The 16,047-nt window shown below is 39.9% G+C and carries 11 protein-coding genes and 1 tRNA gene; 9 read left to right on the plus strand and 3 right to left on the minus strand.

Translation table 11 applies throughout. The features are described from left to right. Positions 1 to 201 precede the first annotated feature (201 nt). From hsdR to H6G74_RS19600, 9 genes are all read left to right on the plus strand, one after another. Positions 202 to 3,516 (plus strand): type I restriction-modification system endonuclease, encoded by a 3,315-nt coding sequence (hsdR, locus tag H6G74_RS19565; protein ID WP_190969255.1) that lies wholly within the window; start codon positions 202 to 204, stop codon positions 3,514 to 3,516. 199 nt (positions 3,517 to 3,715) lie between these two features. Beyond that, on the plus strand, positions 3,716 to 5,182 hold the full coding sequence (locus tag H6G74_RS19570; protein WP_199341058.1) for a class I SAM-dependent DNA methyltransferase: 1,467 nt from the start codon (positions 3,716 to 3,718) through the stop codon (positions 5,180 to 5,182). A 79-nt stretch (positions 5,183 to 5,261) separates the two neighbouring features. Then, a complete protein-coding gene (locus H6G74_RS19575) occupies positions 5,262 to 5,513 on the plus strand; it encodes a DUF2281 domain-containing protein (protein WP_190969256.1) in 252 nt (83 codons plus the stop codon). Then, positions 5,510 to 5,917 carry a type II toxin-antitoxin system tRNA(fMet)-specific endonuclease VapC gene (vapC, locus tag H6G74_RS19580; protein WP_190969257.1) on the plus strand — a complete coding sequence of 136 codons (408 nt, stop codon included), beginning with the start codon at positions 5,510 to 5,512 and terminating at the stop codon, positions 5,915 to 5,917. The genes H6G74_RS19575 and vapC overlap by 4 nt, the downstream gene beginning before the upstream one ends. 140 nt (positions 5,918 to 6,057) lie before the next feature. Next, positions 6,058 to 7,635 carry a restriction endonuclease subunit S gene (locus H6G74_RS19585; RefSeq protein WP_190969258.1) on the plus strand — a complete coding sequence of 526 codons (1,578 nt, stop codon included), beginning with the start codon at positions 6,058 to 6,060 and terminating at the stop codon, positions 7,633 to 7,635. 256 nt (positions 7,636 to 7,891) lie between these two features. After that, complete coding sequence (locus tag H6G74_RS19590) at positions 7,892 to 8,884, plus strand: hypothetical protein (protein WP_190969259.1); 993 nt, start codon at positions 7,892 to 7,894, stop codon at positions 8,882 to 8,884. Between the two features lie 255 nt (positions 8,885 to 9,139). Continuing rightward, the gene (locus H6G74_RS31280; protein ID WP_242051288.1) at positions 9,140 to 9,979 is read left to right on the plus strand and encodes a recombinase family protein; all 840 of its coding nucleotides are present in this window, start codon (positions 9,140 to 9,142) and stop codon (positions 9,977 to 9,979) included. 90 nt (positions 9,980 to 10,069) lie between these two features. Beyond that, a complete protein-coding gene (locus tag H6G74_RS31285; protein ID WP_313888497.1) occupies positions 10,070 to 10,663 on the plus strand; it encodes a zinc ribbon domain-containing protein in 594 nt (197 codons plus the stop codon). A gap of 17 nt (positions 10,664 to 10,680) precedes the next feature. After that, positions 10,681 to 11,082 carry an IS1/IS1595 family N-terminal zinc-binding domain-containing protein gene (locus H6G74_RS19600; RefSeq protein ID WP_190969260.1) on the plus strand — a complete coding sequence of 134 codons (402 nt, stop codon included), beginning with the start codon at positions 10,681 to 10,683 and terminating at the stop codon, positions 11,080 to 11,082. A 149-nt stretch (positions 11,083 to 11,231) separates the two neighbouring features. Here the strand turns inward: H6G74_RS19600 and H6G74_RS19605 are convergent, their stop codons facing one another. From H6G74_RS19605 to H6G74_RS19615, 3 genes are all read right to left on the minus strand, one after another. Then, complete coding sequence (locus H6G74_RS19605; protein WP_190969261.1) at positions 11,232 to 12,428, minus strand: site-specific integrase; 1,197 nt, start codon at positions 12,426 to 12,428, stop codon at positions 11,232 to 11,234. A gap of 175 nt (positions 12,429 to 12,603) precedes the next feature. Next, positions 12,604 to 12,675, minus strand: a tRNA-Gly gene (locus H6G74_RS19610). A 52-nt stretch (positions 12,676 to 12,727) separates the two neighbouring features. Next, positions 12,728 to 15,895, minus strand: coding sequence for an efflux RND transporter permease subunit (locus H6G74_RS19615; RefSeq protein WP_190969262.1), 3,168 nt, complete (start codon positions 15,893 to 15,895; stop codon positions 12,728 to 12,730). Between the last annotated feature and the right edge of the window lie 152 nt (positions 15,896 to 16,047).

A 16,047-nucleotide genomic window follows, 5' to 3' on the forward strand; every position in this document is an offset into this window, starting at 1 on the left:
AGAGTTAATTCGCAACCCATACTGCACAATCATAGATACTAAGTTGTAGCAGGGTTTCAGCTATCATAAATTACCCTGTGCAGGCTGTGCAGGTTGAAACGAAGAAGTTATAACTGTAAGTTGATAATGGTGCATTGGAGTTACTTAGATTTTATAAGTAACTCTCAACGCCATCATTAGGGTGCTTTTATCTAAACCAATATGCCAGAGTCGTTAAACTTCTCATTTCTTGCAGTCCATGATCAACAACTTGTGCGTTTGGGTGCTTTAGCAGAGCGATATTTTGTTGATGACCCCAATACTTGTTTAATTAAGTTGCGGCAGTTTGGTGAATTACTGGCACAGTTAGCAGCAGCTAATATTGGACTTTATGAGGTAGCAGATGAACGGCAAATTGATTTACTCAATCGGTTGCGCGATCGCGGTTTAATTAAAGGTGAAGTAGATCGTTTATTTCATGAGTTGCGAAAAATTGGTAATCAGGCGACTCATGAACTTTCTGGCAATCACCGCACAGCATTAAGTGGGCTGAAATATGCTCGTGCATTAGGAATTTGGTTTCATAGCTCTTTTGGTGGAGGTCGCAATTTTGATCCAGGTGCGTTCATTCCTCCACCTGACCCAAAAATAGAGACAGAGGCACTCAAAGAAGAATTAGCACGCTTACGAGCAGAAGCGCAACAACATTTAGCAACGGCGGAAACGGAAGCACAACGACGCACCACAGCCGAAGATTTAGCACGGGAAGCCCAAGCCAAAGTGCAGGAGGTATTGCAACATTTAGCCCAAATTCAAGCCCAAGCTCAAAACCAGTCCCAGCAAACAATTCAGCAGACAATCGCTCAAGCCCAAATCGCTGAAAGTGGGGTGCTGCTGGATGAGAGGGAAACACGCCGACTGATTGATATTCAATTACGTGCTGCTGGATGGGAAGCAGATTCAGAAGAATTGACTTATCAAAATGGTATTCGTCCTCAGAAAGGAAGGAATTTAGCGATCGCAGAATATCCCACCGCTAATGGACGCGCTGACTATGCCTTATTCTGTGGTTTGCAGATTGTCGCAGTAGTGGAAGCCAAGCGTCAGAGTAAAGATGTATCTGAAGGAGCATTAAATCAAGCCAAACGCTACAGTGAAGGTTTTCAAATTACAGGAGAAATTCTTTGTAGTGGTTCTTGGCAAAACTACAAAGTACCATTTGTATTCGCTACCAACGGTAGACCATACTTGCAGCAACTTCAGACCAAGAGTGGCATTTGGTTCTGTGATTTACGTCGTCCAACTAATTTGCGGGTATGCCTCCCCACATGGCACAGTCCACAAGGTTTATTAGATGCCTTAGCTCAAGATATTGACCAGGCCAATACTCGTTTAACCCAGGAAGGTTTTAACTATGGGTTAGAGTTGCGTGATTATCAAATTCGTGCCATCCAAGCTGTAGAGTCTGCCTTAGCTAGGGAACAACGCGTGTTACTGTTAGCAATGGCAACAGGCACAGGTAAAACTAAGACTTGTATTGCTTTGGTATATCGCTTACTCAAAACTAAGCGATTTCGACGCATTTTATTTTTAGTCGATCGCACCGCACTAGGTGAACAAACTGACAATGCCTTTAAAGATTCCCGGATGGAGAACCTACAAAGCTTTGCTGATATCTTCGAGATTAAAGGCTTAAAGGACACAGAAGCAGACAGGGATACCAAAATCCATATTGCCACGGTGCAAGGTATGGTTAAACGAGTTCTCTACCCATCCGATACTGCATCTGCCATTACACCAGACCAGTATGATTGTATTGTGGTGGATGAGTGTCACCGGGGTTATTTACTGGATCGAGAATTAAGCGATCGCGAATTAGAGTTTCGAGATTTTAATGATTACGTATCTAAATATCGTCGAGTTTTGGAGCATTTCGACGCTGTAAAAATTGGTTTAACTGCAACTCCCGCACTGCACACCACCCAAATATTTGGTGAACCTGTTTACACCTACAGCTATCGAGAAGCGGTGATCGATGGTTGGTTAATTGACCATGAACCACCTTTTCAGATAAGAACAAAGTTATCTGAGGAGGGGATGGTTTGGAATCCTGGTGAGCAGATGGAATTTTTCAATCCCCAAACTGGGCAACTTGACTTAGTTCATGCCCCTGATGAGGTGAAAATTGAAATTGAGCAGTTTAACCGCAAAGTAATTACTGAAGATTTTAACCGAGTTGTCTGTGAAGCTTTAGCCCAGCATATCGATCCATCACTGCCAGAAAAAACTTTAATTTTCTGTGCTACCGATGGTCATGCGGATATTGTTGTTAACCAGCTTAAACAAGCGTTTCAGGCTATCTATGGCAGTGTGGAAGATGATGCAATTGTCAAAATTACAGGCAATGCCGATAAGCCATTAGAGTTGATTCGCAAGTTCCGCAATGAAGTTAATCCCAAAGTAGCTGTAACAGTGGACTTGCTAACCACAGGTATTGATGTTCCCGCGATTTGTAATTTGGTATTTATTCGTCGCGTCAATTCTCGCATTCTCTACGAGCAGATGTTGGGAAGGGCAACCCGTCTTTGTAATGAAATTAACAAAGAAGTGTTTAGAATTTTCGATGCGGTGCGATTATATGAAGCGATCGCTCCTGTATCTAGTATGAAACCTGTGGTGGTTAACCCCAATATTTCCTTTACTCAATTGGTGGAGGAGTTAGGAACAGTCAATAACTCTGATGCTTTAGAATTAGTCCTTAACCAACTACTGGCGAAAATTCAACGTCAACGCAGACATTTAAGCCCTAACAGTCAAGAACAGTTAGAAGCGATCGCCGGAATGCCATTATCAAATATGGTTTCCCATCTTAAGCAAAGTACACACCAGCAAGTAAGGGAATGGTGGGAACAAAGAAAAGCGATCGCTCAAATTCTAGATCGTCGAGACGGTGGAACTGCACCAATATTGGTTTCCCGCCATGCTGATGAGTTAGTCGCAATTGAACGGGGTTACGGCAATGCTGAACGTCCAGAAGATTATTTAGATAGCTTTAGAGCTTTCTTGTTAGAGAACATGAACAAGATTCCCGCTTTAATAGTTGTTACACAGCGTCCTCGTGAGTTGACTAGAGCGCAACTCAAGGAACTGCGAATGCTACTAGATACAGCAGGATATACAGAAACTAACCTCAAAACTGCATGGCGAGAAATGACCAATGAGGATATTGCTGCTTCCATCATTGGCTTTATCCGCCAAGCTGCCTTGGGTGATGCTTTGATTCCCTACAGTGAACGATGCGATCGCGCTTTAAAAACCATCCTCACCAGTCAACCTTGGACTGTTCCTCAACGCAAGTGGCTAGAAAGAATCGGTAAACAGCTGAAAGCAGAAACCATAGTTGATCGAGAAGCGTTGGAAAAAGGGGAATTTAAAACTCAAGGTGGGGGATTTGAGCGACTTAATAAGGTGTTTGGCGGAGATTTAGAGAATATTGTCATCAAGCTTCATGAAAGCATTTGGAATACTGCTATTTGATATATGGCAGTTTGCAGTTGAATAAAATACAGACCTAACCCCTAACCCCTTCCCTACAAGGGAAGGGGAATAACACTTAAAGCCTCTCTCCTGCAAGGAGAGAGGTTTGGAGAGAGGTCAAAACATTGCTAGATTCAACCGAGAACCGCTATAATCCGCGTTCAACCCATTTTTAGTACAAAACTATTAATTACGTATTATGCCCACTTCCGATATCGTTCAAAAACTGTGGAACCTGTGTAACGTCCTCAGAGATGATGGCGTTACTTATTTGCAATACGTTACCGAATTAACCTATCTACTGTTTTTGAAGATGGCGCAGGAGACAGGGGCTGAAACGCAATTACCCGCAGGCTTTCGCTGGGCTGATTTGGTAAGTAAAGATGGAGTTGAACAGCTAACATTTTATAGGTCGCTGTTACTCATGTTAGGTTCTGAGGATTCTTCGCAGCGAGTACAGGCAATTTTTGCTAATGCTCAAACTTCTCTCAAACAACCGCGCATCCTCAAAAAGTTAGTCACTAGTATTGATGAATTGGACTGGTTTTCTGAGCATCGAGATGAGTTTGGCGATTTGTATGAAGGGTTACTCCAGAAAAACGCCGATGAGAAAAAATCAGGTGCGGGACAGTATTTTACCCCTAGACCATTGATTGATTGCATGGTTGCCCTGATCAAGCCGCAACCAGGAGAATTGATCCAAGACCCGGCTGCGGGTACGGGGGGTTTTTTGATTGCAGGCGATCGCTATATTCGTCAACACCATGACCCCTTTGAATGGACAGAAGCCGAGCAATCTTTTCAGCAGCATCAGGCTTTTTATGGCATGGAGTTGGTGCAGGATGCTCACCGCTTGCTGTTGATGAATATGATGTTACACGGAATCGAGGGGGCAGTTGATTTAGGTGATACCCTTTCTCCAGCCGGACAGCGATTAGCCAAAGCCGATGTAATTCTCACTAATCCGCCCTTCGGTACGAAAAAGGGTGGTGGTTTACCTTCCAGAGATGATTTCACTTTTCCCACCTCAAACAAACAACTGGCGTTTTTGCAGCACATTTACAGGTCACTCAAGCCAGGGGGACGCGCTGCTGTGGTTTTACCCGATAACGTACTGTTTGAGGATGGACAAGGACGAGCGATTCGGGCTGATTTGATGAATAAGTGCAATTTACATACTATCTTACGGTTGCCAACTGGGATATTTTATGCTCAAGGTGTGAAGACGAATGTTTTATTTTTCCAACGAGGAACAACCGAGAAAGACAACACCAAAGCAGTTTGGATTTATGATATGCGAACCAATATGCCCAGTTTTGGTAAGCGTTATCCTTTAACTCGTGAGCATTTCGCCGAATTTGAGCAATGCTATGGAGATGACCCCAATGGCAATAGTTCCCGTATAGATTTGGGTGAGGATGGGCGTTTTCGCTGCTTTACGCGGGATTATATTGAAAAACGTAATGAAAACCTGGATATTTCTTGGTTACGGGATGAGAGTCTACAATCAGGGGATAATTTACCTGAGCCAGAGGTGATTGCTGCTGAGATTATGGAGAAATTGCGAATAGCAACCAAGGAGATGGAAGCCTTGATGATATTGCTGGAAGGGGAAGAAGCAGCAGAGGCGGTTAGTTCTTCTGTGGGGATGCCAACTTTAGAATAGAGGCAGAAGGGAAGAGGTTTATTTACATCTCGACCTTGGTTTGTTGGTATTTTTCTATTTACTTAGCGGGTGAATATTCATGATTACAGAACAAGAGTTATTAACAAAATGGCGTTTTCTTCCAAAAGAGAAGCAAGAGGAAGTTTTAGATTTTGTGGAGTTTCTTTATTTGAAAATTCAGTCACAAAATCACAGTAAAATTCAACAGACCACACCTGAAGAATTAGGTTGGCCTGCTGGTTTTTTTGAACAAACGGCTGGTTGTTTAGCTGATGACCCTATTCAAAGATATCCCCAAGGGGAGTATGAACAAAGGGAGCAGTTAGATTGATTTATTTATTAGATACTAATGCTTGCATTGTTTATCTAAATCGTCCTAAGTCTGGTGTGCGGCAACGATTGACAATGCTATCTCCGCAAGATGTTGCAGTGTGTTCAGTTGTGAAAGGTGAACTATTATACGGTGCAATGCGTAGTAATAATCCTGTAAGGACTTTGGCTTTACAGGAAGCATTTCTCAATAATTTTATATCTTTACCTTTTGATGATGCAGCAGCTACGATTTTTGGAACAATTCGGGCTGAGTTAGCTGCTAATGGTACACCGATTGGCCCTTATGATTTACAAATCGCGGCTATTGCAATAGCAAATAATTTAATTTTAGTAACGCATAATGTAAGAGAGTTTAGTCGAGTGAATGGGTTGCAAATTGAAGATTGGGAGCAAGAAAGTTGAGTAAATAAATACAATTAACATTTGTAGGTTTACAGCCTTCTAATTGAGGAAGATGTTAAAATTTTACGTGTTGTTAGTAAGTATAAAAATTTAGGAGATTTGTTTTTATAATAGGATAAATATTAAAGGAATTGGTTGAGATGAGTGACGAATTAACAGAATTACCTAATAGTTGGAAATGGATAAAACTAGGTGATATTGCTCTGCCTTCTGATAAAAAAGTTGAACCTACTGAAATCCAATCTATTCCATATATAGGACTGGAACACATAGAGAAGAATACAGGAAACCTATTAGGCTATGGTAATTCTAAAGATGTTAAAAGTACAAAGTCAAAATTTTATTCTGGAGATTTGCTTTATGGTAAGCTGCGCCCATATTTGAACAAGGTTCATGTTGTAAATTTTGAAGGTGTTTGCTCTACTGATATTCTAGTGTTTTCAAATTATCCTTATATATATAATGAATTTTTAAAGTATCGTTTTTTAAATAAAGATTTTGTTAGTTACGCAAGTCAGAACGTTAATGGCGTTCAGCATCCTAGAGTTAACTTTCCAACTTTAGCTGATTTTTCCCTTGCTCTCCCACCACTCAACGAGCAAAAGCGGATTGTTGCCAAAATTGAGGAGTTAAACGATCGCACTCAAAAAACCAAGGAAGCACTCGACAGTATACCTCAATTGTGCGATCGCTTTCGCCAATCCGTCCTCGCTGCTGCCTTCCGAGGTGATTTAACAGCAGATTGGCGCGAACAAAACCCAGACGTTGAACCTGCTTCAGTTGTGCTGGAGAGAATTAGAAAAGAACGCCGTCAAAATTGGGAGGAAGAAGAAATAACAAAATTTCAGAGAAGTGGTAGACAGCCAAAAGATGATAGATGGAAAGAAAAATATAAAGAAATTGCAATACCACAATTATCTGAACTTCCCCCACTTGTTGAAAGTTGGGATTATTCTTATATAGAAACACTTCTTTCTATAAAACGAGCTGGCTTAAAAACCGGGCCATTTGGCAGTTTACTTAAAAAACATGAACATAGAAATACTGGTATTCCCGTGTTAGGTATTGAAAATATCAGTCAAACAGGATTTGTAGAAGGCAATAAAATTTATATTGATGAGGTAAAAGCTCAAGAACTAATTGATTATGAAGTACATGGAGGGGACATAATAATTTCACGTTCAGGTACAGTAGGAGAAATATGCGTAGTACCTTATGGCTTAGGTGAAGCTAGAATATCTACTAATTTGATTCGTGTATGCCTCGAACAAAAAGTTATTCTCTCTGATTATTTTTGCTTTTTGTTTCGCGGTTCTCAATTTTTACTAGATCAAATATCTGAGTTATGCTCTGGTAGTACAAGGGATTTTCTGAATCAGTCAATTTTAAGTTCATTAATTTTTCCCATCCCACCATTAAATGAACAGCAAGAAATTATCTTTAGAATACAATCTATTTTTAAAATTATTGAAAACATAGAAAAACAATATCAACAGGCAAAAGGAAAACTAGATCACCTCAACCAATCTATTCTCGCCAAAGCCTTCCGGGGAGAACTCGTCCCCCAAGACCCAGATGATGAACCTGCATCAGTATTACTAGAACGAATCCGAGCCGAACGAGAAAAATTAAACAACAGCAAACCAAAAAGCGATAACTCAAGCAAGCGAAAGCGCAAGACAGTCGAAGGTCAAGGAGTTTTACCAGGATTTGAGTAAATTAAGGCTAACTCGTTCATTGTTAATTGAATCATTTCTCCATTATTGCTGTTGTAGCTATTAGGATTCGCATTGGTGATTTTAAATTGACTAAATACTTCTAAAATTGACATTTTAGTCTTATAAGTTCTAAATTTGTTCATTAATCTATGTTCAGAACCTGGCATATTTCAGAAGTTTTGATACAAACGAACTATTGTGGGTTGTTTTTCAGTTAATAAGACTGCCCAAATACAGAAATTAAGAGGTTAACCCAATGTTAGAAAAATTTAGCAGCAATGACGAAGAGCTTTATACTGACATAATTGATGAAAATGGTCGCTTGATAACTGTTCCGCTAGGATATGCACTAAAACTAACGGAAAAACGAGCCATTGCCGAAGATAAATTTCTAGAAATTAAGCGCAATAAAGCTCCTGTGCATTTTATTCCCCTCCCAGATGTTCCTGAAGCGCAAGATTTCTTGAGATTGAGTTATGCAATTAAAAATGTAGCTGTATTTGATATTGGTTCTGTCAATGACGATCAGGCACTGATGATGCGATGTATCCAGTTTTACTGGCAGTCTAAAGCTGGATTATTACCCAACATGATTTACAAACTTATTCCTGATTCTTCAATGTTAGAAGACAATTTGAGTAAGCTAATGCCACCAACTGCCCTCGAAAATCTTAAAATCGAAGTAGCAGCTGATAAAGCACTTTACGACCTACTTAAATATGACCTGTTTGATCCAGAAACTTCAGGCATTAAAGCATCATCAGTAATTAAAAAATGGACAGATGCCAAAGGCATTACTTTTCCCTTTAGTAATTTTGAAGAACTTTTTGTCACAATTCTCAAGCAGTCATTTCAGAATTATATCCAAGATGAAATGTTTCGCTCAAACTTTTCAGGATATGACAAGAAAACTCTTAGAAGAAACTATCGACAGTTTATAAAGTTGATTACAGATTGCATTGAAGATAAATTAAAGGTAAAAGAAAGCGAAAATATATTATTTGAGATGGGATGGCAAGGCTATCCCATCTTAGCATTTTGGGAATCGAGTCATCAAAACAACTCCAAAGAGTTTATTCGCCTTTGGAAGCAATATATAAAAACCCATAGAGCATTGATAAAACTGATTGACTCTCGCCTTTATTGGAAAAACTGTATCCCACATCAAAAGAGAAAAAGAACTAGCAACAAAGAACCCATTCAAGGGGTATTAACGGAGGACGGATACATACACTGGGTCTGGTGTTAAGTATTCTTTACAAAATTGAATTAACTTGCAAAAAAATCTAACTTTAAGCCTTTAGTGTTAGTAAAGGAAAGAAGATTGGATTTCTTTATCATGAATAAATGTCTAAATAAATTGAAAGCAATTCAATACTATTCTTTTCTATTTAAGCCTCAATAAACAGCTTATTTGTGCATACCCACTTGGTGCTGGATATGCACAAAAAATTGGTAGAATTCCAATATAAATTGATGTATTTATTGAGATTAAATTGAAAAAATGAAACGAATTGTGGGCTATGCCAGAGTCTCTTCCCGTGAACAAGCTGATGATTCTCATGCTTTGGAACAACAGAAAGCAAGGCTTCAAGCTGCTGGAGCAACAGAAATTTTTCAAGATATTCAATCAGGTAGTAATGACGATAGACCTGCTTTGAAAAAATTGATGAACTTAGTCCAACTTAAACAAGTGGATGAAGTGATTATTACAAGAATTGATAGAAAAGCTAGGTCTTTACCAAAATTACGAGAATGTATTGATATTTATCAACAAGCTGGTGTAAATCTTAGGATTCTAGATCAGCAAATTGATTTAAGTACATCTCAAGGTAAGTTAATGGTCAATGTCTTAGGTTCTCTTGCAGAATGGGAAACTGACCTTTTATCAGAGCGAATAAGGCACGGTAAACAACATAGACGCAATAAACTAGCCGCTAGTGAATCATATCCCTGGGGTTATCAAGTAGTTAATGATAAATATCAATTAGACACTCGTTTATTTCTTTGTCTAATTTCAGACAGACCAGACAATTATCTCGAACTCTATAACGAACAGGATGTCACAAAACTACCTGGGTTAACCATCAAACAGATAGCTAGAGATTGTATTGATATATTTCTACAAGTTCAAGGGCTTAGTCGAGCTTTGAAAGCTATATTTGCAAAATATGGAATAGCCAAAAAACATAATAAGAGAAATAGTCGAGATAGTATATTACATTGGACAGCAGCAGGTTTCAATACTTGGCTAAATAATCCTGTTCTTCGTGGACACACGGCATATTTTCAACGCATTACTCTTAGCAAAGGAAAAAGAAAGAAAAATAAGCCTGAAGACTGACAACTAAACTATGATACTCATCCAGACCAGAGGCTCATTACTGATTCCGAAGCAGCAGAGATTCAACAAATCCTCAAATTTAACTCGAAAATTGGGGCTTTTAGCTTTAATCAAGATCCTAATAACCCTGTTTGTTATCGAGAATATGCTTATCAACAAGGTTTAGTTTTTTGTGCTGAATGTGGTTCAAAATGTATTAGTAAAAGTGCCAGACATAAGCAAGGAACTTATTATTACTTTGCTTGCCGATATGCAGACATGGGTTGTGGTAATAAAAAATCTACCCGCAAATCTAATATTGAGACTGCTCTTATCCATGCTTTAGTACAGCGTTCTCAAACTTTAGCTAGTAAGTTAGACCAACAGCCAACTGGAGAGCAAGAAAAGTCAGAGAAATTAAAACAGTTAGAATCTCGTTTAGAGGCTCTAGAAAAAATTTCAGGTTTTGATCCAGATTTAGAAAAGCTGAAAGAGAAAATGCGTCTACAAATTGCTGAGGAAATTAATCCCTTCCTCTCTGATGTGCTTCTCAATAAAACCACAGAGGAAATTATCCGTGCTGGTAATAATTTAGCTATCTGGTACACCCTATCTCCAGATGAAAAGGTCAAAATCTATCACCAAATTGTTCATCAGATTACTATTCGCAACGCAGAAGTCGAAGAAGTCATTTTGAAAATTTAAACCTGTCCCTTAGATATATGAATACGCAAGAAAGATTTAACTTAAATAAGCTCAGATGTGAGTTGGCAATGCAACAAGCATTGCAAGAATGGCAACCAAAACCACAAATTTATGGAATGGAATGTTCAAAATGCAATTCTAAACTTATTGGAAAAAATGGTCGAGAAACAGATGGTGTACAACGATATGTCTGTAAAAATTGCTCTCGTGTCTTTAGAGCAAGACCTTTTCTTACGTGTAGTTGCTTGATTCCTGGAAAAGAATTAAAGTGTCAATCTTGCCCTCAATTCCAAGAGTTTTTGGGTATAGTTAAGCAAAAAGTTGATAAATTACGTTTTTTGAGCTTTCAAGAACTTCAGAGCCTCAAAGCAACTTCCGAAAGTACTCAAAACTTGATGTTTACAGCAGATTATGAGTAGATAGTTTGCAACCTGCAATGAGTATGGAGTTTCTACTCTCAGTAAGGTACATTTTCAAAGTTACTACCTTAACAATTACTCAAATGTACCTGACTTGCTTAGGAAACACCAGCGACATACTATATCATACTTCTCCACAGCATAAGTGTTTAAAACTCAGGAACAAATAATTCTCGTTTGTTACCTGCATAGTGCTGATATATGATTTCTGGGCTATTCCCTACCAACCGAGCAACATCTTTCGCGTCTAACTTACCAGTTTCCAGAGCGTGAGTAATAAACGTATGTCTAGTTTGGTATAGCTTTCTGTATTCAATGCCCAATCCATGAATTACAGTTTTCCATATCCGTTCTCTAAAGTTATCAATATCAATTACTTTATCTTTGGGAGAAGGAAAAACAAAAGATTCAGGATTATGGATTTCAGGTTTACTAAATTCCAAGAGCTGATGCAGTAAATCATTGCAAGGAAATTTTCTTCTTTCTTGAGTCTTCAACCCTTGTCTAATCTGCTTACCAGACTCAGTTTTAATAATTGCTTGCTCAAAATTAATTTGTCTACAGTCTTGAGAAATGTGTTTCCACTGTAGAGCGATCGCTTCTGATGGTCTGCATCCTGTTAAAAATAGAAACCTAACAAAAGGTGCATAGTGACTGTGCTTGAATGCTGAAGCTCTTGGACAAAAGCGATTAGTTTCAATTGCATTAATAATTGCATCTCTTTCTTGCAAACTAAATGGATTGATTTCATCAATCTCTTTACTTTTGGATGACTTCGGCACATTAATTTTTTGTGCCATTTCTCTAAATGGATTTTCGGTCAGCATTCCAGACTCTATCGCCCATTCGCAGCAAGCTGCTAGACGTGTAATAAATCGTTTTCCTGAATACAAAGGGATGGTGTTCAAAATATGGTCTCTGATTTCGCAAGCTTTATCTAAATCATGAGTTGGTAGTTTTTTAACATGATTAGAGAAAACACCATAGGAAAGTTTCATTGTGTTGGGGCTACACTGTGGTCGCTTATATTCAATAAATTTTTCCCAAAGCTCTGCTAGTGATGGCTTAGAGCTAACACTTTTAGTTTCATTAACTACAACTGTACTCAGTGCTGCCTGCGGTTTGTATTTAGCAAGAGTAGGGTCAAAATTTCCAGAAACAATATCCAGTTCAATTTGTCTTGCCTTAGCTTCAGCTGCTTTACGGTTAACAGCGTTATCTGGCAAACCTATGCTGAGATAATGTCGTTTACCTGCGAACCTAAACCTTAATTGCAATCTGTCATTGGAAGATAAGACTTGAACAGTACCTTTAGAAGCTTTACTAGAATCGGGTTTAGAGTACATAGATTTTTCCTGGCTAGTACCTTGTTTAGTACACCCAATTTACACCCAATTTACACCCAAAGTCACCGAAAAAGAGCTAATATTTGTTTGTTACTACAAAGAAAAACACTGCCCTTAGTGATAATCATCCAAGATAAAAACAGTAAAATGCTTGCTATATAAGGGTTTTTTGAAAAGCGGGCGATGGGACTCGAACCCACGACGTTCACCTTGGGAAGGTGACATTCTACCACTGAATTACACCCGCGAATAGTGACTGTTAGCTAAGTCAAAGCTAACAGATATTATACCATAATTGATTAATTTTGGATTTCCGAGACAGATGTGTTGTTTGGCGATCGCACACTCCTAACTTCTCTTTCTGCCGCAGGTGGTTTTTTACCAAAACCATAACGCAATGTATTCAAAATCCAAGTTTGGAAGTTATCAATGTAGCTAAATATCACTGGCACTACTACCAAAGTTAGCAGTGTAGAAGTAGTAAAGCCTCCCATAATGGCAATTCCCATTGGTTGACGGACTTCCGAACCTGCGCCAATACCCAAGGCGAGGGGAAGAGTACCCGCAATAGTCGCTAAGGAAGTCATCATAATTGGACGCAGACGTGAAACGCCAGCTTCTATCAAGGCTTGGCGTTGGTTCTTGCCTTCCTGCATATTAATAATTGTGTAGTCTACTAAGAGAATCGAGTTTTTGGTGACAATTCCCATTAACAACACAATCCCAATCAAGGCGTAAATTCCCAGGGGTTTTTGGGCAACCATCAAGGCGAATAATGCACCACCCAAGCAAAACGGCAAGGCGGCCATAATCGATAAAGGATGCAGAAAGTTATTATATAGCAGTACTAGAATTGCATAGATGCACATAATCGCTAAAGCTAATGCACCACCAAATCTGCCAAAAATTTCCTGCATAATTTTGGCACTACCGGAAGGTTGTTGAACAACTCCTGGTGGTAAGTTTTGCATTGCTGGTAGTTGATTTACGGCTTTGACTGCTTCTCCCAGAGATATACTTTGTAAGTTGGCTTCTAGTGCGACTTGACGGGCGCGGTCGTAACGGCTGATAGTGGCGGGGCCGCTGCCAAACTTGATATCGGCCACAGCGACTAGCGGAACTAAACTCCCGTTTTGGCTAGGAACTTGCAAATTTCTGATAGTGTTGATGTCTGCGCGGGCTGTTGGGTTAATTTGTATACGGATGGGAATTTGCCGATCGCTCAAGTTAAACTTAGCCAAGTTAGCATCATTATCACCAATGGTAGCTAAAGAAGCTGTCCTGGCGATCGCTTGCACTGTTACACCCAAATCGGCGGCGCGTTGGGGATTAGGTATAACTAAAATTTCTGGTTTAACTAAACTGGCAGTAGATGAAACTTCCACTAATCCAGGTAAGTTACGCATTTGTTTTTCTAAATCATTAGCAGCTTGGGTTAAAGCTTCGGGATTTTCACTCCGCAACACAATCGATAAACCTTTGCGGCTATCTCCTGGACTTTGACTTTGAAAGCTAATTCTCGCCCCTGGAATTTCTTGAAACAAGGGACGGATTTGTTCTTCAAATTGTTTTTGGGAAATATTGCGTTCTTCTTTGGGTTTTAACTGAATTGATAAGGTAGCTGAGTTGATTTCTTCTGTAGCTAACACCTTTGCCACCACTGGGTTTTGGCGAATAATGTCAGTTGCTTGAGTAACTACTTTATTGACATCTTCTAAGGTGGAACCAGGAGGAACTTCAATTGAAACGTTAGAAATGCCAAAGTCGCCGTCATCAACAAAACCCTTGGGAATCAAGGGAACTAACATCAAACTGGCGATGAAAAATGCCATTGCGATCGCAATTGTGGTTAACTTATGGCGTAATGCGGTTTGTAATAAGGACTTATATGGCTGAAACTGATGTTTTGCTGGTTGCTTTTTGATTTGACGATAGAAGATTTGACTTAATCTGTTCTTAGCGTCAGTAGCACTAGATTGATGTTTTTTATCCTTTAATAAATACGCCCCCATCATTGGCGTAATCATCCGCGCTACCATCGTGGAAAAAATTGTAGACACCGCCACAGTCACACCAAAGGGTTGAAAAAATTGACCAGGTACACCACCCATAAACGCCACAGGGAGAAACACCGCAATAATCGTTGCGGAACTTGCCATTACAGCTAATCCCACTTCGTCGGAAGAGTCAAAAGCTGCTTCCCAAGGAGATTTCCCCATTGCTATATGCCGTTCCATGTTTTCAATTTCGACCACGGCATCATCTACCAAGTTACCAACAGCCAAAGCGAGTGCTAACAAAGTCATATTATTGAGGGTATATCCCAAAGCTTGCTGCACCGCAAAGGTCGGAATCATCGATAAAGGTAGGGCAACGGCAGTAATTAAAGTCGCTCTCCAGTCGCGTAAAAAGAGTAAAATCACGATGATTGCTAGTACTGAGGCTTGAATCAACTCATCAATGGTGCTTTGATAAGATTGGCGAATAATATCGGCTCTGGTAAAAATTAACTCGATTTTGATATCTGGGGGCAGGGTTTTTTGTAGTTCGGCGACTGCGGCTTTCACGCCTTGTTCTACACTCACCACCACACTGCCAGTACTCCGCAATACTTGAAAAGCTACCACGGGTTGATTATCCAAACGGGCAGTTTGTCGCACATCCGCGTATTTATCCTCCACCGTACCCAAGCTGGATAAAGGTATAGAACCACCACTAGGTAACAGAATTTCATAAGTTTGCAGCAGATTCACACTGGCGGCACTACCAAGGGTGCGAATTGTTTGTTCACTACCGCCAACTTCAGCACGTCCACCGGGTAAATTGATGTTGAAAGCACGAATTTGGTCATTTACCTGGGTGGCGGTGATGCCTAAAGATTGTAAGCGGTCAGGGTCGAGGTTAATCCGAATTTCGCGGTCAACGCCACCAATGCGCTTGACTTGTGCCACACCTTTGACGGCTAACAAGGCGCGACTAATAGTTTGGTCTACGATGTTGCTTAATTCTTCAACAGAACGCTGATCTGATTTGACCGCATAAAAGATAAACGGCCCGCCAGCAAACTCTAAACGTTGTACCACTGGGTCATTGATATCTTGGGGGAGATTTTGGCGGATTTGGGTGATCGCATTTCTGACATCATTGGTAGCGCGATCGCTATTTGTCCCTAAAACAAAATTAATCGTGGTGGTAGACTTACCATCACTGACGCTAGAAATCATATTATCGATGTTGCCCAACCCAGCGACGGCATCTTCAATTTTTTTCGTCACCTGGGATTCCAGTTCTGCTGGCCCTGCACCCGGTTGGGTAACAGTCACAGAAACCGCCGGGACATCAATGTTGGGGTTGGTGTCAATTCCCAAGGAAATGAAAGATAACCAACCCACAATTGTCAAAATTAAGAATAAAACAATGGTGGGAACAGGTTTTTTAATTGACCAAGCCGAGATATTGAAGGACATTTTTGGTGTGGGAGTGAGTGGGGAGTGTGGGGAGTGTGGCTGACAGGTGTAGGTTTTTTACAATTAGGAGGAATTGAAGCAAAAGAAATCGTCAACAGGAGTAGGAGGAAAAGTACTCCAACGCGGAAGACGAAGAGGAAGATGGTTGAGTA

Source organism: Nostoc spongiaeforme FACHB-130 (assembly GCF_014698475.1).
Classification (GTDB): domain Bacteria; phylum Cyanobacteriota; class Cyanobacteriia; order Cyanobacteriales; family Nostocaceae; genus Nostoc_B; species Nostoc_B spongiaeforme.

Coding starts and splice junctions, on each gene's coding strand:
- hsdR (WP_190969255.1), top strand. CDS start 202: ATGCCAGAGTCGTTAAACTTCTCATTTCTTGCAGTCCATGATCAACAA.
- H6G74_RS19570 (WP_199341058.1), top strand. CDS start 3,716: ATGCCCACTTCCGATATCGTTCAAAAACTGTGGAACCTGTGTAACGTC.
- H6G74_RS19575 (WP_190969256.1), top strand. CDS start 5,262: ATGATTACAGAACAAGAGTTATTAACAAAATGGCGTTTTCTTCCAAAA.
- H6G74_RS19585 (WP_190969258.1), top strand. CDS start 6,058: ATGAGTGACGAATTAACAGAATTACCTAATAGTTGGAAATGGATAAAA.
- H6G74_RS19590 (WP_190969259.1), top strand. CDS start 7,892: ATGTTAGAAAAATTTAGCAGCAATGACGAAGAGCTTTATACTGACATA.
- H6G74_RS31280 (WP_242051288.1), top strand. CDS start 9,140: ATGAAACGAATTGTGGGCTATGCCAGAGTCTCTTCCCGTGAACAAGCT.
- H6G74_RS19600 (WP_190969260.1), top strand. CDS start 10,681: ATGAATACGCAAGAAAGATTTAACTTAAATAAGCTCAGATGTGAGTTG.
- H6G74_RS19605 (WP_190969261.1), bottom strand. CDS start 12,428: ATGTACTCTAAACCCGATTCTAGTAAAGCTTCTAAAGGTACTGTTCAA.
- H6G74_RS19615 (WP_190969262.1), bottom strand. CDS start 15,895: ATGTCCTTCAATATCTCGGCTTGGTCAATTAAAAAACCTGTTCCCACC.